The following is a 19381-nucleotide window of genomic DNA, read 5'->3' on the forward strand; positions in this document are numbered from 1 at the left end:
GGAGCAACTTTATGACAAGCTGCTGGGATTAGCTATAATGCGCAACAATTTTCTTTTTGGTGATAGTGCGATATGAACTCTCTGTTTGCCAGCACGGCGCGTGGACTGGAAGAACTGTTAAAAAGCGAACTCGAAGCGCTGGGCGCTCACGACTGTAAAATAGTACAGGGTGGGGTACATTTTCAGGGTGACGATCGACTCATGTACCAAAGCCTGCTGTGGAGCCGCCTGGCTTCGCGCATCTTGTTACCGCTTAACGAATTTAAAGTTTACAGCGATTTGGACTTGTACCTCGGGGTGCAGGCGATCGACTGGCCGTCAATTTTTGGTGTGGATAAAACCTTTGCTGTGCACTTTAGCGGCGTGAATGATGAAATCCGCAACAGCCAGTACGGTGCATTGAAAGTAAAAGATGCCATTGTTGACAGCTTTACCCGTAAGTTGGAGCAGCGCCCAACGGTTGCCAAGCAGCAACCGGATATTCGGGTGAATGTTTTCCTACAACGGGATATGGCCAGTGTGGCATTGGATCTCAGTGGTGAAGGGCTGCATCAGCGCGGCTACCGTGATTTGACCGGTCAGGCTCCCCTGAAAGAAAACCTGGCAGCGGCAATTATCCAGCGTTCTGGCTGGCAGTCAGGTACACCGATGGTCGATCCGATGTGTGGTTCCGGTACATTGCTGATTGAAGCGGCAATGATAGCCTCTGATCGCGCCCCAGGTTTGCATCGCGCCCATTGGGGCTTTACCGCCTGGAGTGCCTTCAACGAAGTGCTATGGCGTGAATTGACCACCGAGGCGCAAGTGCGTGCCCGCAATGGTTTGCAGGAAACCACTTCTCGCTTCTTCGGTTCAGACATCGACAGACGAGTTATCGAAATGGCGCGTGCTAATGCCCGCCGTGCTGGGGTATCGGAGCTGATTAGCTTCAATGCCAATGATGTCAGTAAGTTAGTGAACCCATTGCCGGAAGGGCCGGTAGGCACGGTTATCAGTAACCCGCCTTACGGTGAGCGGTTGGAAAGCGAGCCGGCATTGATTGCATTGCATAATATGCTCGGTCGCATCATGAAATCGGCATTTGGTGGCTGGCGTTTATCGCTGTTCAGTGCATCACCGGAATTGCTGAGTTGCCTGCAACTGCGGGCGGAACGTGAATTTAAAGCGAAAAATGGCCCGCTGGATTGCGTGCAGAAAAATTATCAGTTAGCGGCGAATCCACAGGGTGCTGCGGGTGTTCAGGTGGCAGAAGATTATGCCAACCGTCTACGTAAAAACGTGAAAAAGCTGGATAAGTGGGCCAAACAGCAGGGTATCGAATGCTACCGTCTGTATGATGCCGATTTGCCTGATTATAATGTGGCCGTCGATCGTTACGGCAGCAAAGTGGTGGTACAGGAATATGCGCCGCCGAAAACGATTGATGCGCAAAAGGCCCGCCAGCGCTTATTTGATGTGATTAATGCCACCCTTGCGGTACTGGATCTCCCATCCAATCAATTGGTATTGAAAACCCGTGAGCGCCAGAAGGGCAAAAACCAATACGAAAAGCTGGCACAAAAAGGTGAATTCCTGCTGGTGAGTGAATATAACGCCAAGCTATGGGTTAACCTGACCGATTACCTCGATACCGGTCTGTTCCTTGATCACCGTATCGCTCGCCAGATGCTAGGTAAAATGAGCCAGGGTAAAGACTTCCTTAACCTGTTTGCCTATACCGGTACGGCCAGTGTTCATGCCGGCTTAGGTGGTGCGCGCAGTACCACGACGGTTGATATGTCGCGTACCTATCTGGAGTGGGCCGAGAAGAATTTGCGGGTGAATGGCTTAACTGGCCAACAACACCGCTTGATTCAGGCTGATTGCCTTTCATGGCTCAGTAACACTGATGAGCAGTTCGATGTGATCTTCATTGATCCACCGACTTTCTCCAACTCCAAGCGTATGGAGACCACCTTTGATGTTCAGCGCGATCACTTAGTGCTGATGAAAGAACTTAAACGGTTACTGCGCCGTAAGGGAACAATCATGTTCTCGAACAATAAGCGCGGTTTCCAGATGGATTTGGACGGGATAAAGGCGTTAGGGCTGGAAGCGAAAGAGATAACAGCTCAGACACAATCAGAAGACTTTGCCCGTAATCGTCAAATCCACAACTGTTGGCTGGTCACCCACAGCCACGAGGAAAAGTAGAAACTATGTCGTTAATTAGCATGTCCGGTGCCTGGCTGTCGTTCAGCGATGCACCTTTATTGGATAATACTGAATTGCATATTGAGGCAAACGAGCGCGTTTGTCTGGTGGGCCGTAATGGCGCAGGTAAATCCACCTTATTGAAAATTTTGAGCAAAGAAGTAGCACTGGATGATGGCCGCATCATTTATGAGCAAGATTTGATTGTGGCGCGTCTGCAACAAGACCCACCACGCAATGTGGCCGGTACCGTGTTTGACTTTGTGGCTGAAGGCGTGCAGGAACAGGCTGAACATTTAAAAGCCTACCACGCCAGCTTGCATCAGGTTGAGTTAGACCCAAGTGAGAAGAACCTCAATCGTCTGGCGGCATTGCAGGAGATTCTGGACCATCAAGGTTTGTGGCAATTAGATAGCCGCATTCAGGAAGTGCTGGTTCAACTTGGTTTATCTGCTGATGCCGAACTTTCATCACTGTCAGGTGGTTGGTTGCGTAAAGCAGCACTAGGCCGTGCGCTGGTAAGCTCGCCGAAAGTGCTGCTGCTGGATGAACCGACCAACCATTTGGACATCGAAACCATTAATTGGCTGGAAGGCTTCCTGAAAGAATTCCAGGGCAGCATCGTGTTTATCTCTCATGACCGCTCCTTTATCCGCGCGATGGCGACCCGTATTGTCGACCTTGATCGTGGCAAATTGGTGTCATGGCCAGGGAATTACGAACTGTATCTTGCCAGCAAAGAAGAAGCACTGCGGGTTGAAGAGCTGCAAAACGCTGAATTTGACCGCAAACTGGCGCAGGAAGAAGTGTGGATACGCCAAGGTATCAAAGCGCGCCGCACCCGTAACGAAGGCCGTGTGCGCGCGCTGAAAGCGCTGCGCATGGAGCGTTCAGAACGCCGTGAAGTGATGGGCACAGCCAAGATGCAAGTCGAAGAGACCGTGCGTTCAGGCAAAATTGTCTTTGATCTGGAGAATGTTAACTATCAGATTGATGGCAAAGTATTAGTGAAAGATTTTACCGCACAAGTACAGCGTGGCGATAAAATCGCGCTGGTGGGCCCAAATGGTTGCGGTAAAACGACATTACTGAAACTGATGCTCGGTCAGCTTAAAGCGGACAGCGGCAAAGTACATTGTGGCACCAAGTTGGAAGTGGCTTATTTTGACCAGCATCGGGCAGAACTTGATCCCGAACGTACGGTGATGGATAACCTGGCAGAAGGTAAGCAAGAAGTGATGGTAAATGGCCGCTCGCGTCATGTACTAGGTTACCTGCAAGACTTCTTGTTCCACCCTAAACGCGCAATGACACCGGTGAAAGCGCTGTCTGGTGGTGAGCGTAATCGCCTGTTATTGGCTAAATTATTCCTTAAGCCTAGCAACTTGTTGATCCTCGATGAACCGACCAACGATCTGGATGTGGAAACACTGGAGTTGTTGGAAGAGATGGTTGATAGCTATCAGGGCACAGTGTTGTTGGTAAGCCATGACCGTCAATTCGTTGATAACTCAGTGACTGAATGTTGGATCTTTGAAGGTAATGGCCAGATCAATAGTTTTGTTGGCGGCTATTATGATGCGCATCAGCAACGTGCTGAGGCAAAACCTATCCGTCAGGTAGCGGCTAAAGTTGAAGAAACCAAAGCTGCGGCACCGGTTAAGAGTAATGCACCCGCCGCTAAACGCCCGGGTAAGTTGAGCTATAACTTACAGCGTGAGTTGGATCAGTTACCGCAACAGCTAGAAAAACTGGAAAATGAAATCAGTGAGTTACAGGCTGAAGTTGGTCACGCAGATTTCTTCTCCCGCCCGCATGAAGAGACACAACAGGTCTTGAAAGCATTAGCTGATACTGAACAGGCGTTAGAAGTAGCATTTGGTCGTTGGGAAGAGCTGGAAGCTCAGAAAAACGGTTAAAAATGTGTAACCGCCGTTCTACCAGATGACGTGCAATACGATATTATGTCTATTGTTATAGTAAGTCTCTTGATAGAACGGTGTTCAACAATACCCAATAGATTTCAACGTGCAGGAAGGTAGCTTGCAGCGGCCTGGTAGAGGCGAGAACCACGGATGGCGGAGTAACGGAACAGCCAACCATCTGCATGTTGAAAGATGAAGGGATATACAGGCCAGCCGTAAGGACATAGATATTGTATTCTGTTATTGAGCCTAAACACGGCGGGCAGTCAGGGAATGTCATCCTGTGCCGGCAGTGCGACATGTCGGTGGCCTTACCCACGCTGCCTTATGGCACCAAAGCGGTATGTCCGCGTTGCAAAACCACACTGACTGCCAGGTGGGATGAGCCACGCAAGCGCCCTGTGGGGTACGCGGTTAGCGCACTATTTATGCTATTGCTGGCTAATATGTTCCCGTTCGTCAACATGCGTGTGGCCGGGATCACCAGCGAAATTACCTTACTCCAAATACCCAGAGTCATGGTGTCAGATAACTATGCCAGCATGGCAACGTTATTTATGGTACTGGTTCAGTTGATACCGGCATTCTGTATGGTAGCCATCATCCTGCTTTGCCTGCGGGTGCGGATGCCAGCCCACTTGAAAGCCGCAATCGCGAAAGCGTTATTCCAATTTAAAAGCTGGTGCATGGTTGAGATCTTCCTCGCCGGTGTGCTGGTGAGCTTTGTCAAACTGATGGCGTATGGCGACATCGGTATTGGCAGCAGTTTTATCCCCTATTGCCTATTTTGTCTGTTACAAGTCCGCGCCTTCCAATGTGTCGATCGTCATTGGATGTGGCAGGATATTGCTCCGGCTCCTGAACTGAAGCTCCCGTTGGTTGCGGGCCGTACTGGTTTGCGTCAGGGGTTGCGATCCTGTTCTTGTTGTACCGCAATTTTGCCGCAATCCCAGGTGCAATGCCCGCGCTGCCATACTCATGGCTATGTTCGTCGTCGCCATAGCTTGCAGTGGACGATGGCCCTATTGATCACCTCGATTCTGCTCTATATTCCGGCTAATTTGATGCCGATTATGATTACCGAAAGTCTGGGGAGTCAAATGGGTTCTACCATTATGGCGGGGGTCATTTTCTTGTGGAGCGAAGGTTCTTATCCGGTGGCGATGGTGATTTTTATCGCCAGTATCATGGTGCCATCGTTAAAAATGTTAGCGATTGCCTGGCTGTGTTGGGATGCAAAAGGTAAAGGTAATAGCGATACTGAACGGATGCATTTCATCTATGAAATCGTGGAGTTTGTTGGCCGTTGGTCAATGATCGATGTCTTTGTTATTGCTGTGCTCTCTTCATTAGTCCGTATTGGGCAACTGATGAGTATTTATCCAGCGATTGGTGCACTGTTATTTGCCATGGTAGTGGTTCTGACAATGTTTGCTGCATTAACCTTTGATCCCCGTTTAACCTGGGATCGAATCAGTGAATCAACCCAAAAGGAGCCGCAAGGTGACGGACAATAATCCCAGCCAGAATGTGGCGGAAATTGAAAAAATCAAGCGATGGTCGCCGGTGTGGATCATCCCGATTGTCACTGTGCTGATTGGCGCATGGATTTTGTTTTATCATTTCAGCCACCAGGGGCCACAGGTGGTATTGACCACACTGAATGCCGAAGGTATTGAAGCAGGTAAAACAAAAATAAAAAGTCGTAGTGTGGATGTCGGTATCGTAGAGCAGGTCACGCTGAGTGAGGATCTGAACCATGTTATCGTGCAGGCACGGCTCAGCTCAGGCATGAATACCCTGTTACATAGCGATACCGTCTTCTGGGTGGTGAAGCCGCAGATTGGCCGTGAGGGTGTATCTGGTCTGGGAACACTACTTTCCGGTGCTTACATTGAGCTGCAACCGGGTAGCAAAGGTAAATCATTAAGTGAATTCACCTTATTGGATTCCCCACCGCTGGCCTCACCTGATGCTAAAGGGGTGCGTATCATTCTGGACAGCGAACAGGCTGGGCAGTTGAATGCTGGCGACCCGGTATTGTTCCGTGGCTACCGGGTCGGATCGGTAGAAACCAGCACCTTCGATGCTAAGTCACGCTTAATGCGTTATCAGTTATTTATTGGTGCGCCTTATGACAGTCTGGTCACCAGCAATGTCCGTTTCTGGAAGGACAGTGGTGTAGCGGTCGATCTATCATCACAAGGAATGCGAGTTGAAATGGCATCGCTGGCAACCCTTTTCAGTGGTGGCGTAAGTTTCGATGTGCCTGATGGTTTGGATCTGGGCAAGCCGGTCACGGCAGATAAAGCTGAATTCAAACTGTTTGATAATCGCAGCAGCATTCAAAATTCTCTGTTCACGGAACATGAAGATTTCTTGTTGTTCTTCTCCGACTCTGTACGTGGTTTGCAGTCTGGTGCGCCGGTAGAGTTCCGTGGTATTCGTGTGGGTACTGTAGCCGATGTGCCGTTCTTCACCGAAGGTATGCGGCAGCGGGTTGATAATGATTTCCGTATTCCGGTGCTTATTCGCATTGAGCCAGGCCGTTTCCGCGATGATTTAGGCTCGGATACCAACTTTGCGCAAATATTGAAAACAGCCAAAGAACGCGGGCTACGTGCCTCATTGAAATCAGGGAACTTGCTGACGGGTGCGCTGTTTATTGATCTGGATTTCTACCCAGATGCCAAACCGTGGAAAGGGCCGTTGGAAGTGGCGGGCTATCCATTGCTGCCCACCGTCAGTGGTGGCTTAGCGCAAATTCAGCAGAAATTGATGCAAACACTGGATAAGATTAATAGTCTACCGCTGGATCCAATGGTGAATGAAGTCACGAAGACACTGGCTGAAAGTCAGAAAACGATGCGTGAAACTCAGAAAACCTTGGCGGCATTGACCGCAATCACCTCAAGCCCGGCGATGCAGGATCTCCCCAAAGATCTGCAAAAAACCCTGAATGAGTTGAATCGTAGCATGAAAGGCTTCCAGCCAGGTTCACCGGCCTACAACAAGATGGTGGGTGATATGCAACGGTTAGATCAGGTCTTGCGTGAATTACAGCCAGTATTGCGTACGCTGAATGAGAAGAGTAACGCGCTGGTATTTGAAGCGGCAGGAAGTCAGGATCCTCAGCCTAAGAAGGCCAAAAAATGATGAAATGGATGGCAGTTCTCGCAGCGCTGTTACTTAGCGCTTGCAGTAGCGAACCCGGCAAAACCTACTATCAGTTACCGGCACTCAGCGCGCCTGCTACGGTCAGTAGTAGTGTTGCTTCAAGGCAATTATGGATTGAACATGTTGGTGTCGCTGATTATCTGGCTGCGACGGGAGTGGTATACCAAACCAATGATGTACAGTATGTCATTGCCAGCAACAACCTGTGGGCCAGTCCACTGGATCAACAGTTGCAGCAAACCTTGGTAACCAATCTGAGTAATGCGCTGCCGGGTTGGTTGGTCTCTTCACAACCACTGGATAGCGATCAGGATGTCCTCAATGTGACTGTAACCGGCTTCCATGGCCGCTATGATGGTCGCGCCGTTATTCGTGGTGTGTGGATACTGAAACATCAGGGACAGTTGATTAAGCAGCCATTCGATCTCGAACTTAAACAGAGTGAAGACGGCTACGATGCTCTGATCCGAACCTTGGCGCAGGGCTGGCAGCAGGAAGCCAAGGTTATTGCTGCTCAGTTACAAAACGTTAAGTAATATTTTGTTCTAATTTAGTCTAATATCAGTCAAACCCTCTTTCGTTGCTAATGAAAAATTACTGCGAAAGAGGGTTTTTTGTTTAATATCAATATTTTACCTTCATTCACCCCAAATCAATCACTTAGCAAATTCAGCGGGCATAGCTCACAAATATGACATTGGCGTGAATTTTGCGCATTGCTTTTCTGTTTCCTAAGGTCTATCACTTAATTGTGACTGCACATAAAGTGGTCACTGTTTTCTTTCCACCAGACCGAAAGATGAGGGAAACGAGGCATGAAGAGACAGAAAAGAGATCGCCTGGAAAGGGCGTTGTCACGCGGGTATCAAGCAGGTATTTCAGGGCGTTCAAGGGAAATTTGTCCCTATCAAGCTTTAGACGCCAGATCGCATTGGTTAGGAGGTTGGCGACAAGCCATGGAGGACAGGGCTGTGACCGCTTAAGCGGCTCTCTGTCAGACTGAGGGATCACCTCCGCTTTATGCGCATATTGCGGAGGTTTTCATTTTTACTCTTCGTTCTTGTCGCCGCAGCGTTGTTGGCTGCATTCGCTCATCCGAATCATTGACTGGTGTCAACTCATCGGAATTCACTCATTTGCCGCCTAGCTGCAACACCAATTACTTTGAGTAATACAGGTGGTACTTGTCGCCGCAACGTTGTTGGCTGCGTTCGCTCACCCGAATCATTGACTGGCGTCAACTCATCGGAATTCACTCATTTGCCGCCTGGCTGCAACACCAATTACTTTGAGTAATACAGGTGGTACTTGTCGCCGCAACGTTGTTGGTTGCGTTCGCTCACCCGAATCATTGACTGGCGTCAACTCATCGGAATTCACTCATTTGCCGCCTGGCTGCAACACCAATTACTTTGAGTAATACAGGTGGTACTTGTCGCCGCAACGTTGTTGGCTGCATTCGCTCACCCGAATCATTGACTGGTGTCAACTCTTCGAGGTCTGACCAACTATTCAGCCCAGCGTTTTAGCAAGATACTCGCGTTAACCCCACCAAAACCGAAGCCATTTGACAGCGCATAGGTTATCTCATGGGGGAGAGCTTTACCTGCCACAATATTCAACCCCTTGGCCGCAGCATCCAGATTCTCCAAATTCAGAGTGGCAGGCACGATTTGATCACGCAGTGCCAGTACCGTGAAGATGGTTTCCAATCCGCCAGCCGCCCCCAGCAAATGCCCGGTGGCTGACTTGGTTGAGGTAATGGCTAAGGTATTACCTTCACCAAATAAGTGTTTAATCGCATTGATTTCGCCAAGATCCCCCACCGGAGTTGAGGTTACATGCGCATTAAGATGCTGAACTTGTTCTGGCTTAATTTTGGCCTGACGCAAAGCGATCTTCATGGCGCGATATGCGCCATCACCATCTTCAGCTCCAGAGGTCATATGGTAGGCATCGGCACTGGTACCGTAGCCGACAATCTCAGCTAACGGTTGTGCACCACGGGCGAGAGCATGTTCTAATTCTTCAATAATCAGTAAACCGGCACCTTCCCCCATCACAAAACCATCGCGAGCACTGTCGAAGGGACGGGAGGCTTTCTCAGGTGTGCTATTAAAACCGGTTGATAGAGCACGAGCTGCAGCAAAACCAGCCAAACTGACCTTATCAATCGCGGCTTCAGCACCACCACATAAGGCAACATCCGCTTCATCGTTGCGGATCATCCGCACCGCATCACCAATAGCTTGCACTCCCGCCGCACATGCGGTGACGGGCGCGCCAATTGGCCCTTTAAAATGATGTTTAATAGAAACATGACCCGCAGCCAAATTCACCAAAAATGAAGGTATGGTGAAAGGGGAGAGGCGTTTTGGCCCGCGAGTGTCGGTGGTGCGTACGGCATGAGCAATCGCAGGGAAACCGCCAATACCAGAACCAATCACGGTAGCGGTACGCTCCTGTTTTTCTACATCGTCAGCATGCCAGTCGGCTTGGGTAATAGCTTCATCTGCCGCCGCCATCGCAAACGCAATGAAACGATCCATTTTCTTCTGATCTTTTGGCGCAACAGCTTTATCAGGATCAAAGCCTGCTTCTGAGTCTGCGTCAAGTGTAGGCACTTGCCCACCAATCTTAGCTGACAAATCACCGACAATCTCATCCGGCAGAATACGGATGCCGGATTGTCCTGCCAGCAAACGTTGCCAAACAGTTTCTCTACCACAGCCTAACGGGGAAACCACACCCATTCCTGTAATTACTACACGGCGCGTATTCATTGTTTTTCCTTTTGAGACTTAATTGAGTGAGACTGTTGCCTGGTATCTATTGACTGTTTGCCATGCATCAGTGCCAACCGTTTATTAATTATATCGCTCTTGACGGAGCCTGCCGCAAGAGTGACATCTTGTGCACAAATAGGTTGCCCGGTATTTCTGTCCAGTAAGATAGTTTCTACCGGATTACCCGTACGGCGATCTGCGAGTACCACCGCAGGACCAAGTGGTGCAAAATGCTGATTACCCCACTGGAATAGTGCCGCCATCACTGGGAAAAAATCATTGCCACGCTCAGTCAGTAAATACTCATAGCGGGCAGGACGCGGATTATAGAGCCGCTTTTCAAGGATCCCACTTTCCACCAGATACTTTAGGCGGCGGGTGAGGATAGTGGGTGATAGCTGCAAACTTTGCTGAAATTCATCAAACCGCGTTAACCCCTGAAAGGCATCGCGGATGATTAATATGCTCCACCATTCGCCGACGCGTTCAAGAGAGCGGGCAACCGGGCAAGGCATGTCTTCAAGGCGGGTTCTTTGCATTCCATTCCTCACATCATTATTGTGGCTTTGGCTGAGCGTGGGCTGAAAATTAACATTCAACAAGTGACTACATTTATTGTAGTTACTTAGGTTAAAAAAAATGCCTCGTGGCATCATTATTATGGTGCAGGGGAGTAACTGCCCCTGCACAGGGATAACAAATATTAGAAAGTATTGGTGTCTTTAAACAGACCGACTTTCAAGTCGGTGGCAGTGTAAATCACGTTGCCATCAACCAAAACTTCACCGTCCGCGACACCCATAATTAATTTACGCATAATGACGCGTTTAAAATTAATACGATATGTTACTTTCTTGGCTTCAGGCAGTACCTGTCCGGTGAATTTAACTTCACCGACACCCAGCGCGCGACCTTTGCCTTCGCCACCTAGCCAGCCAAGATAGAACCCAACCAATTGCCACATAGCATCAAGGCCCAGGCAGCCTGGCATTACAGGATCACCGATAAAGTGGCAACCGAAGAACCATAGATCTGGATTGATATCCAGTTCCGCTTCCACATAACCTTTACCATAGGTACCGCCGTTTTCTGTCATCTTGACGACACGGTCCATCATTAACATATTGCCTGCTGGCAATGGTGGCCCGCCAGCGCCAAACAGTTCGCCACGGCCTGATGCTTCAAGGTCTTCTTTTGTATAGGATTCGCGTTTATCTACCATGTTCTCAGTAAGCCTTATTTTAGTGAAGTGCGCAGAATAGCGTACACCTGTACGCTGAGCAAGTCCGATCAGCCCTGGTTGAACCAGTTTAGCCAGCGTAATGGCCATGGCCAACGGTGTCTGTCCTGCGGATTAACCTGTGAGATTCGCTCTTGAATTATACCTAACAGGCTTGGTTGCTGCTCGTCGGCATACACCATGCCTGTCAATAACGGCAGTGCTTCAGCGGCGCTATCAACCGCCCAGAGATGGAACTGACCATTTTGTACCGCCTCAATCACTGCCTGATTCAGGCATAAATGACGGACATTGGTGGTCGGTAGAATCACCCCTTGAGTACCGGTCAACCCGCGACGCTGACAGGCTTCGAAGAAGCCTTCGATCTTTTCATTCACGCCGCCAATAGGCTGCACATTACCAAACTGATCAACAGAGCCTGTGACCGCAATTTGCTGGTTGATCGGTTGCTGCGAAAGGGCACTGATCAAGGCGCAAAGCTCGGCCAGTGATGCGCTATCACCATCGACCTCACCATAGGATTGCTCAAAAACAATCGAAGCCGAGAAGGGTAGCGGCTGATCAAGTTCCAATTCTGAGATCAAGAATGCTTGCATAATCATCATGCCTTTAGCATGTAGATTACCGCCCAGTTCCGCTTTACGTTCAACGTCAACAAACTCGCCATCACCCAAGTGAACCACACAACTGATACGTGCAGGTTCGCCAAAAGCATAAGGGTGACCTGGGTATTCCAGTACCGACAAACCATTAATCTGACCGACGACTAACCCTTCGGTATCAACCAAAATCTGCCCTAGTTCAATCTCATCTTGCATCCGCTCAGCAAGATAACTATTGCGCCAATCACGGGCATTCAAGGCAATGTCCAGCGCATTGGCTGTAATTGACTCTTCTTCAGCATACAGCGCTGCTTCTGCCAACTGGCCAGTTAGCCATACAGGGCACAGCGGCAGACTGCCCTGATCACCGCTGTAGCGCACTGCCTGACGAAACAGAACTGGCCAGGCATCGGCAGATAAAGATGGCAACTGTTTTTTCTGCAATAACGCATTGATATAGCCACACCATAGGGTCATGCCATCGATATCGACCAGCGGCAGCTCGACCTCGAACTCGCCATAGATAGCCAATTCGCCTAACTCGGGTTCCATATCGTGGAAATCGCCAAGGCCCAGACGGTCGCCAACGAGAATCAGGCGCAGATCCAGTGGCATCGAGGGAATGTGTACTGGCAGAGGGCGGGTTTCATCAGGTGACAACCAATCGAAGCGCTGCTGGACAATCATCTGTTTCAGACGCAGCCACATCAGTGGTTGAGCTTGTAATGCCCGTACTGACAGGATCAATATGCCGCCATTAGCCTGATGAACCAAGCCGGGTTGCAGACTGATTTGATCTTTATGCCATCTAACACAACCAAACAGTTGTTCTGGTTCTACCCATTCCTGATAGAGACAGCGTGAATGTGCCGCAAAAGGCTCGTTACCACGTTGTGCCGGCTGCCAGGTCACTAGATTGCCATCAATCTGATAATCGCCACCAAACACGGCAGAGGCTTCAGGTTGCAGCTCTTTAACTGCCTGCGCGATCAATGCCAGATACTCAGTACTCTCCTGTGCTTTAATCAGCATAAAACGCGGTTGAGATTGTGGATGACAAAATAGCGTCATGCCATTCTCTAACCGGGGCTGAATCGCCGAGAAAGAAACCGGCTCCAACTGGGAGGCAGTAGTAAATAACGCTTCATAGGGCGTTGCGTTCGGCAGCATTGACTGCCATTCAAGTCGGTTATTGGTCAAAGTAATAGATGCAATCGTCAAAAAGGGAAAGGGCGATTATACAAGAATAAAGCAGGCTGCATATACGTAGAGTGGCAGTTGGTAGCAAGGAGTAAGACATCGGCAGTATTCCGTACAAAAAACAAACTAATCATAGGCTTTTTGTAGGGTGAAATTCTGCATAAAACTGTTATGCTTGACTTAAGTTACACGGTCACTAAAGAGCTCACGATGAAATATCAACAACTGGAAAATCTGGAAAGTGGTTGGAAATGGGCGTATTTGGTAAAAAAACACCGTGAAGGTGAAGCCATTACCCGCCACATTGAAAACAGTGCAGCGACAGACGCAGTAGAGCAATTGATGAAACTGGAAAGTGAACCAGTAAAGGTGCTGGAGTGGATTGACACTCATATGAACGTACAACTGGCGACGCGGATGAAGCAGACTATCCGCGCCAGACGTAAGCGCCATTTCAATGCTGAGCATCAGCATACGCGCAAAAAGTCGATCGATCTGGAATTTCTGGTTTGGCAGCGTTTGGCAGCTCTAGCCCGGCGCCGTGGCAATACTCTGTCAGATACAGTGGTGCAGTTAATTGAAGATGCTGAGCGTAAAGAGAAATATGCCAACCAGATGTCATCTTTGAAACAGGACTTACAGGATATTCTTGGTAAAGAGATTTAACCTGTCTTGGTATGAATTAGATAAAAGATGATATTGATATAGAGCCATTAAGAAAAGAGATGTGGCCTGGTTTGTTATCATTGATGACAAAAAAAACCCCGCAATGCGGGGTTTTTTACGAAAGGAGTAAACTTAAGCCTGTGGCTGAGTTACAACTTCTTTGTAGCCTTTAACTTCGATCTCTACGCGACGATCTGGTGCCAGGCAATTGATCAGAGCAGCACGTGGTTTCACGTTGTCACAGGTGTTACCAGTAACTGGGTTTGCTTGACCTTCACCGCGAGCGGTGATTTTGTCAGCAGGGATACCCTTAGAAACCAGGTAATCACGCACGCTGTCAGCACGACGCTGAGACAGAACTAAGTTCGGTGCTGGTTGACCGATACGGTCAGCGAAGCCCAGAACAACTACAGAACCGTCTTTAGGATCGATAGAGCTCAGTTGTGCATACAGTTGGTCCAGAGCTTGCTGGCCTTCTGGTTTCAGAGTTGCTTTGTTGAAAGCGAACAGCACGTCAGATTTCAGTGTGAAACGCTTAGTGTCAACAACTGGAGCTGGAGCTGGTGCTGGAGCAACTACTGGCGCTACGGCATCTTCCTGACCGAAACGGTAAGAAACACCCAGGCTCAGCATACCATTGTCTGGACGAGCACCAACGGTAGCTTTATCACCGATGTTGCTAACCCATTGGTATTCCATACGGGTTGCCCAGTTTTTGGTCCATGCGTATTCTGCACCCAGCGCTACCAGTGGAGAAACACCGGTGTCATGGTTGCTAGCACGGCTATCAGTAGGAGCATCGTAAGCGCTAGAATCTACGCGCCAAACCAGACCACCCAGACGGGTGTACAGGTCCAAGTCCTGAGCAATTGGGTAGCTCAGTTTAGCAGCCAGCTGTACGCCTTGTGCTTTGAATGCGCCGTTATTTACGTCGCCTTTGTAAGGCATACGGCCAAGCCAGTCGTATCCCATTTCAAAGCCCAGGTATTGGTTTGCTTGGTAACCCAAGAACGCACCAGCACCCAGTTGGTCTTTATGGGTAGGACCGTCGTTGCCAACGTTGCCATAGATACCGCCAGTGCCAGTATCTTGATACTGGGACCAACCCAGTTTACCACCGGTGTACCAGGTGTTATCTTTCGGTGCGGCTTGCGCTACTGTAGCGAAACCAGCCAGTGCCACTGCTAATGCGATAGCTGTCTTTTTCATTTTACGCCTCGTTATCATCCAAATAGGCAATGAGCTTTAAAAAGCTAAGCCCTTGGTTAAAATTCTTCGCCAAGGTTTTAACGCTCCCGTTAATCACGCTGCCAGTATAATTTGGCGTTTTAGAGCAACCTTGGCGATGTAAAGTCTACAACGTGGCGAGAAAGTTACAAGTGTGATGTGATAAACCGCCTGAAAAAAAAGCGAAATAGTGCATTATCTTTAACGATTTAGCGGTAAAAACCCGCGTTTTCTAGACGTTATTTTCTGCTACAAGCCGCATTCCGACTCGCTTTATGCCGGTTTTACAGGAGTAAGCGCTAAATATTGTAATAATTCATGGGATAAATCCTAAATTTACTTAATGATACAAAGAAGAATGAATTTTTAACGTTGCGCACTGTCCTTGGTTCAGTTTTATGTCATTCAACGGACGCATAACAAACCCATAAGCATTCCCTAACTTTGCTGCCAAACGTAATCTGATTCGATCATTTTCTGACAACTCCGGTAGCCAACCAAGAACGACACTGTAATTTCCCGTCAATAATGCCTTCTCCATTGCATCAACAGTCGACAATGGATTGATTTGCCGTAACTGAACGACTTTATCTATTGGTAAGCCTGAATGCTGTAACCATAAACGACTTAATTTCTGTTGTGGGGCCAGCCATAAAAGCCACCGAGACTGCTTACCAAGTTGTTGCAATAAAGGAAGCAATAACTGAGTTACCGCAGGCTGGTTTTCACTGTACACAAGTTCACTGATAAGGCCACTATCTGTTGGAGCATCAACTCTTTCCGGTGTTTCACGGCTAATAAGAGAATGATAATTAGCATTATAAGGTTTTAGTGATTGAGTACGCATTATGAACCTCGCCTGTAGTGTGCTGTATGCATATACAGTAGTCACTGTTTGTTCGAAGATCAACTAAATTTTTACAAGACGCTTCGCATAATTGTGATGTAAATCCGTGCAAATTCATTTTGTGTTTGGCTAGGTAATCCATATTGCGTATTTTTTAATTGGTTGTTCCTCTTACACTTATTGCAACTGAATAGGGACGTTGGATCGGATTTTTACTAAAGGAGTAGTTATGGAAAACGCATCAGAAAACAAAATCATGCAAGCACAGGATCGTTTCGATTTTTTAGGCAAGATCACAGTTCGTTCGCAATTTGGTGGCTATGGCCTATTGGCGAACGGCATTATGTTTGCGGTGGTTTCGGACGGCGAACTGTATTTACGCGCCAATAATAAGATAGAAACGCTATTCCGCAGTCGGGGGATGAGTAACTTTGTTTACGCTAAACGTGGGTTACCGGTATTGCTGCGTTATTATTGGGTAGACTCTGCATTATGGAGTGATGAGTGCACACTGAGTCATTTTGCTACACGCGCTTATCAAGGGGCTAAAGCTGAGTTTTTAAGCAAAAAAGGGCCAACAGTTCGTCTGAAAGATTTGCCGAATCTCAGTGCCAGCCTTGAACGACTATTGTGGAAAGCCGGCATCAAGAATGCGGCGGAGCTGCGGCGTGAAGGGGCCAAATGCTGTTATCTGAAGTTACGTGCATTAAGGCGCTCACTCGGGGTTAATGTATTATTGGCGCTTGCTGGGGCGATAAGTGGCCACCATTATGCTGTGCTGCCTTTATTGATGCGTAGTGAACTTATTGAATGGTTTGAGATACACATCCGTTCGCCCAAAATTACGCAGTTTGAAACAGCATAGCAGGGCCATCGGGAATGGCCCCAATCTTAATTAGCCTGGCTGATGTGCCTATTCAGTTCACTGAGTTCAGGTAACAGTTCAAGCAATAAACCTATTTGTTGTAAAACCAATTGGTCTTTGCTCTCCGGCTCAGGATTACAGTTCTGTAGCCGGGTAGATAAGCTGGCTAGCACCTGGGCCATTTTCGCGCAGTCAGGCTGCTCTTGCTCAAGTGTCCCCTCGACATAACAAATCGCGTCATTAAGCAGATTCAGGGTGGCGGTGTTGCTCAGTTTCTCTCGATGAGCACCCAGCGCGGATATATAGCTCAGCATCGTGTGGTTCAGACAGAGCAATCGGAATGCTGCCTCCTGGGTTTCTTTGTCATTTTTGGGTTCGGCAGACATATTTGAGATCACTGAGGCTAATTCCGCGTCGCAATTATGTGCATCACGGCGGGCTATACGGTAGGGCAGGCTATTATCTTTGCCTTGATAGTATTGCACCAGAATTGCATCCAAATAGCGGCAGTTGGCATTCAGCGTTTTATGAACCACCGCTGGGAGGTGGCGGAACTTCCAATCCGGCCAGATAAAACTCACCGCTACCCAGGCGATGGCACAGCCTAGCAGGGTATCAAATACCCGAGGTGCGGCAACCTCAAATCCTTCCCCTAATAGGTTAAAACAGAGCAAAACCAGCAGGGTAATAAACATCGTTGCATGAGCATACTGAACATTACGGAAAGCAAAAAATAGCACCCCGGTAATGACAATAAGGATGAGTTGCCCCTCAATGGAAGGCACAAAATACAGGATAGGCAAACCAATAAGAATACCCGCCAGTGTGCCGATTATGCGCAATGCAAGGCGGCGGCGCGTCGCATTATAGTTAGGTTGGCAGACAAAAAGACTGGTCAGTAAGATCCAATAGCCGTGGCGCATGCCTGTTAGTTGAATAAACGCATAACCGAGACATAACACCACTGACATGCGAACTGCGTGGCGAAATAGTGCAGATTGTGGGGTGAGATGGCGGCTGATACGCAGCTTGATATCACTCCATCCGGTAATGTGGTCGTCAGACAAACGGCTCTCGGGCTGAGGGCCTTCGGCTAATACTTGTTCGGATTCAATCCCCGCCAATTGGGCATCAATAGCCCGTAAATTTCTCAGTAAGTGGGAAAGGGCTTTAACTTGTGGGATATTCTCGTTTTGCGCGAGTTCTCTGGCCAGTGCCGCATCTAAAAACGTAAAGGCTCGCTCGAAGCGAGGATCATGTTGATACTTTTGTCTCATCAGAATGGATTGCGAAAGTTGCAGGCAGGCTCTGGCTTGCATACTCAGTAAGCGCTGAAAGCGGAATAGCACGTCGCTGTAACGGAATTTCTCTCGTAGAACCTGATATTGGACATGTGACGAGCTGGCGCGTTCATGAATATCTTGCGCGACAAAATAGTAGTGAAGTGTCCGTCTGGTTCCACGCTGGCCCCGATCACCTTTCAAGCGAGTCACCAGTGAGGCTTTGGCCTGATTTAAGGTTGATACCAGTGTGCCGTTGGCCATCGCCACATCAATAAGCGGCTGGTCGACATCAGATTCGATGTCAGGATCGAAGAGATTAGCTTTTGCTTCCAAATAGTGAGCAAGCTGCTGGTAGCAACGAGCTAGATTATCCTGCAAGGGGCGGATAGGGAAAATAAGGTGTCCGCACAAGGTCAGTACGTTATACCAAACAGCTCCGAGCAGCAGCAGTAGCGGCTGTTGGTACCAGATATGGTACATCGAGGTACCCAACATGGTGTAGATAGCAATTAGCAATGCGCCAAAGGCAATTGTTGCATAGCGTTGTCCCAAAGCCCCCAACAGAATAAAACCACAGGTTGAAAAGGTCAGACCGAGGGCAAAAAACCAGGGATAAGGAAATAACAACTCTATCGATGCGGAGGCGACAAAAAAACAGATCAGCGTAATGAATAAATTGCGTAACCGCCCTGTCAGGCGGTCATCAAGATCAGTAAGTGCTGCCGCGACGACACCGAGTGTTAACGGAATTGTCAGTTTGGGCTGACCAATCCACCACGGAACCGCCGTTACTCCCGCCAACGCGATAAAAATACGGGCATGATAAAGCAGGCTACTATTGTAGACATAACGGCGTAAACCAGTGACGAAAGTGAGCACAAAAAACCTCTAAAACTGAAAATTCAGCGTTGCTGATATTGGCGTTGAGCGTTAGCCATTCTCGCTTGCTGTGCCATTTCGACTGAAACGACACGGCGGCCCACGGGCCACAAAGCAATAGCAGCAATTTTAAAATTGGCAATACCGACCGGGATCCCAATGATGGTTATGCATTGCACAATCCCTGTGGCGATATGGGATAAACACAGCCACCAACCAAATAAAATGAACCAGACAATATTCAGTAACGAGCCGCCGGCAGTTATCAGAGCATTACTTTTTTCTGGGTATAATTCATTGACATGGATCGCCTCATTGCCATAAGGAAGAAATGATAATTTGGTAATTTCCCAGCAAGAGCGCGTTAATGGTAAGGTAAAAATCAGAACGACACTGACGACTGTGGCGAATAGCCAGCCCAGTGTGGTGAAGAAACCACCTAAAACAAAATTAAGAATATTCAGTACAGTACGCATAGTGATTTATCTGCC

At 48.5% G+C, this 19381-nt stretch carries 16 protein-coding genes; 8 read left to right on the plus strand and 8 right to left on the minus strand.

What is annotated here, in order from left to right:
- Window positions 1-72: 72 nt before the first annotated feature.
- From rlmKL to rmf, 6 genes are all read left to right on the plus strand, one after another.
- The gene (rlmKL, locus tag V1956_RS10720) at window positions 73-2193 is read left to right on the plus strand and encodes a bifunctional 23S rRNA (guanine(2069)-N(7))-methyltransferase RlmK/23S rRNA (guanine(2445)-N(2))-methyltransferase RlmL (RefSeq protein WP_083158461.1); all 2121 of its coding nucleotides are present in this window, start codon (window positions 73-75) and stop codon (window positions 2191-2193) included.
- A 5-nt stretch (window positions 2194-2198) separates the two neighbouring features.
- Window positions 2199-4112 carry an ABC transporter ATP-binding protein gene (locus tag V1956_RS10725; RefSeq protein WP_420071299.1) on the plus strand — a complete coding sequence of 638 codons (1914 nt, stop codon included), beginning with the start codon at window positions 2199-2201 and terminating at the stop codon, window positions 4110-4112.
- A gap of 236 nt (window positions 4113-4348) precedes the next feature.
- Window positions 4349-5635 carry a membrane integrity-associated transporter subunit PqiA gene (pqiA, locus tag V1956_RS10730; RefSeq protein WP_442825083.1) on the plus strand — a complete coding sequence of 429 codons (1287 nt, stop codon included), beginning with the start codon at window positions 4349-4351 and terminating at the stop codon, window positions 5633-5635.
- Window positions 5622-7274 carry an intermembrane transport protein PqiB gene (gene pqiB / locus V1956_RS10735; RefSeq protein WP_442825084.1) on the plus strand — a complete coding sequence of 551 codons (1653 nt, stop codon included), beginning with the start codon at window positions 5622-5624 and terminating at the stop codon, window positions 7272-7274. The genes pqiA and pqiB overlap by 14 nt, the downstream gene beginning before the upstream one ends.
- A complete protein-coding gene (gene pqiC, locus V1956_RS10740) occupies window positions 7271-7831 on the plus strand; it encodes a membrane integrity-associated transporter subunit PqiC (RefSeq protein WP_083158464.1) in 561 nt (186 codons plus the stop codon). Before pqiB ends, pqiC begins: the two co-directional genes overlap by 4 nt.
- A gap of 279 nt (window positions 7832-8110) precedes the next feature.
- On the plus strand, window positions 8111-8278 hold the full coding sequence (gene rmf, locus V1956_RS10745; RefSeq protein ID WP_005170911.1) for a ribosome modulation factor: 168 nt from the start codon (window positions 8111-8113) through the stop codon (window positions 8276-8278).
- Window positions 8279-8803: 525 nt separating this feature from the next.
- Here rmf and fabF read toward each other — a convergent pair.
- From fabF to V1956_RS10765, 4 genes are all read right to left on the minus strand, one after another.
- A complete protein-coding gene (gene fabF, locus V1956_RS10750; protein WP_442825085.1) occupies window positions 8804-10078 on the minus strand; it encodes a beta-ketoacyl-ACP synthase II in 1275 nt (424 codons plus the stop codon).
- Window positions 10075-10620 carry a winged helix-turn-helix transcriptional regulator gene (locus tag V1956_RS10755; protein ID WP_372569307.1) on the minus strand — a complete coding sequence of 182 codons (546 nt, stop codon included), beginning with the start codon at window positions 10618-10620 and terminating at the stop codon, window positions 10075-10077. Before V1956_RS10755 ends, fabF begins: the two co-directional genes overlap by 4 nt.
- A gap of 164 nt (window positions 10621-10784) precedes the next feature.
- The gene (gene fabA, locus V1956_RS10760; protein WP_442825086.1) at window positions 10785-11303 is read right to left on the minus strand and encodes a bifunctional 3-hydroxydecanoyl-ACP dehydratase/trans-2-decenoyl-ACP isomerase; all 519 of its coding nucleotides are present in this window, start codon (window positions 11301-11303) and stop codon (window positions 10785-10787) included.
- A gap of 68 nt (window positions 11304-11371) precedes the next feature.
- Window positions 11372-13123 carry an AAA family ATPase gene (locus V1956_RS10765; RefSeq protein ID WP_372559314.1) on the minus strand — a complete coding sequence of 584 codons (1752 nt, stop codon included), beginning with the start codon at window positions 13121-13123 and terminating at the stop codon, window positions 11372-11374.
- A 210-nt stretch (window positions 13124-13333) separates the two neighbouring features.
- Between V1956_RS10765 and matP the strand changes: the two genes are divergently transcribed.
- Complete coding sequence (gene matP, locus V1956_RS10770; protein ID WP_083158469.1) at window positions 13334-13789, plus strand: macrodomain Ter protein MatP; 456 nt, start codon at window positions 13334-13336, stop codon at window positions 13787-13789.
- A gap of 132 nt (window positions 13790-13921) precedes the next feature.
- Here matP and ompA read toward each other — a convergent pair whose 3' ends face one another.
- Together ompA and sulA are read right to left on the minus strand one after the other, a co-directional pair.
- Window positions 13922-14998, minus strand: coding sequence for a porin OmpA (ompA, locus tag V1956_RS10775; protein ID WP_083158470.1), 1077 nt, complete (start codon window positions 14996-14998; stop codon window positions 13922-13924).
- Window positions 14999-15356: 358 nt separating this feature from the next.
- Window positions 15357-15863, minus strand: a complete 507-nt coding sequence (gene sulA / locus V1956_RS10780; RefSeq protein WP_372559313.1) for an SOS-induced cell division inhibitor SulA — start codon at window positions 15861-15863, stop codon at window positions 15357-15359.
- A gap of 229 nt (window positions 15864-16092) precedes the next feature.
- Here sulA and V1956_RS10785 point away from each other — a divergent pair, with 229 nt between their 5' ends.
- Window positions 16093-16728: a TfoX/Sxy family DNA transformation protein gene (locus V1956_RS10785; protein WP_372559312.1), complete on the plus strand. Its 636-nt coding sequence runs from the start codon at window positions 16093-16095 to the stop codon at window positions 16726-16728.
- A 26-nt stretch (window positions 16729-16754) separates the two neighbouring features.
- Here the strand turns inward: V1956_RS10785 and yccS are convergent, their stop codons facing one another.
- Window positions 16755-18890: a YccS family putative transporter gene (yccS, locus tag V1956_RS10790; protein WP_372559311.1), complete on the minus strand. Its 2136-nt coding sequence runs from the start codon at window positions 18888-18890 to the stop codon at window positions 16755-16757.
- Between the two features lie 23 nt (window positions 18891-18913).
- Window positions 18914-19366: a YccF domain-containing protein gene (locus V1956_RS10795; RefSeq protein WP_083158474.1), complete on the minus strand. Its 453-nt coding sequence runs from the start codon at window positions 19364-19366 to the stop codon at window positions 18914-18916.
- Window positions 19367-19381: the final 15 nt, after the last annotated feature.

Source organism: Yersinia sp. 2540 StPb PI (assembly GCF_052217165.1).
GTDB lineage: Bacteria > Pseudomonadota > Gammaproteobacteria > Enterobacterales > Enterobacteriaceae > Yersinia > Yersinia enterocolitica_E.

Excerpts from the sequence above, each read along its gene's own strand:
- fabF (WP_442825085.1), bottom strand. The coding sequence starts at position 10,078 with ATGAATACGCGCCGTGTAGTAATTACAGGAATGGGTGTGGTTTCCCCG.
- V1956_RS10755 (WP_372569307.1), bottom strand. The coding sequence starts at position 10,620 with ATGCAAAGAACCCGCCTTGAAGACATGCCTTGCCCGGTTGCCCGCTCT.
- rmf (WP_005170911.1), top strand. The coding sequence starts at position 8,111 with ATGAAGAGACAGAAAAGAGATCGCCTGGAAAGGGCGTTGTCACGCGGG.
- ompA (WP_083158470.1), bottom strand. The coding sequence starts at position 14,998 with ATGAAAAAGACAGCTATCGCATTAGCAGTGGCACTGGCTGGTTTCGCT.
- sulA (WP_372559313.1), bottom strand. The coding sequence starts at position 15,863 with ATGCGTACTCAATCACTAAAACCTTATAATGCTAATTATCATTCTCTT.
- V1956_RS10785 (WP_372559312.1), top strand. The coding sequence starts at position 16,093 with ATGGAAAACGCATCAGAAAACAAAATCATGCAAGCACAGGATCGTTTC.
- rlmKL (WP_083158461.1), top strand. The coding sequence starts at position 73 with ATGAACTCTCTGTTTGCCAGCACGGCGCGTGGACTGGAAGAACTGTTA.
- V1956_RS10795 (WP_083158474.1), bottom strand. The coding sequence starts at position 19,366 with ATGCGTACTGTACTGAATATTCTTAATTTTGTTTTAGGTGGTTTCTTC.
- V1956_RS10725 (WP_420071299.1), top strand. The coding sequence starts at position 2,199 with ATGTCGTTAATTAGCATGTCCGGTGCCTGGCTGTCGTTCAGCGATGCA.
- matP (WP_083158469.1), top strand. The coding sequence starts at position 13,334 with ATGAAATATCAACAACTGGAAAATCTGGAAAGTGGTTGGAAATGGGCG.
- fabA (WP_442825086.1), bottom strand. The coding sequence starts at position 11,303 with ATGGTAGATAAACGCGAATCCTATACAAAAGAAGACCTTGAAGCATCA.
- pqiC (WP_083158464.1), top strand. The coding sequence starts at position 7,271 with ATGATGAAATGGATGGCAGTTCTCGCAGCGCTGTTACTTAGCGCTTGC.